Annotated in this window: 1 riboswitch. The window is 70.3% G+C overall.

Features of this window, described 5'->3' with window-relative positions:
• Positions 1-93 precede the first annotated feature (93 nt).
• Positions 94-213, bottom strand: a riboswitch (SAM riboswitch).
• Positions 214-293 lie beyond the last annotated feature (80 nt).

The raw sequence follows: 293 nt of genomic DNA, 5'->3' as shown, positions 1-293 counted from the left end.
GAGGCGAGGGCGGCGGCGTGCGACGGGTGGGCGGACATGAAGATGCACTCCTTCGGGGGAAAGGACCCCGGGAGTGCGCAAGGAAAGTCCGGTGGTCCGCGCTTGCCACACGGACCTGTCGCCGCCTGGCCTGGTCTTCACCCAGGGCACCCCGCCACGGACGGAGGGTTGCCGGACAGCAAGCTGGGGCTTGTCGCGCTGTCACTCATGACCTGGCGCAGACTCTATGCAGACAGTCGACGGGCGGTCAAACACCGTCCCGCCATCCGGACGCACCGGCGCGGGGCCGGGGC

It is taken from the genome of Streptomyces tateyamensis (genome assembly GCF_003205575.1).
GTDB classification, from domain to species: domain Bacteria; phylum Actinomycetota; class Actinomycetes; order Streptomycetales; family Streptomycetaceae; genus Kitasatospora; species Kitasatospora tateyamensis.
This window is presented reverse-complemented; position numbering and strand designations above follow the sequence as displayed.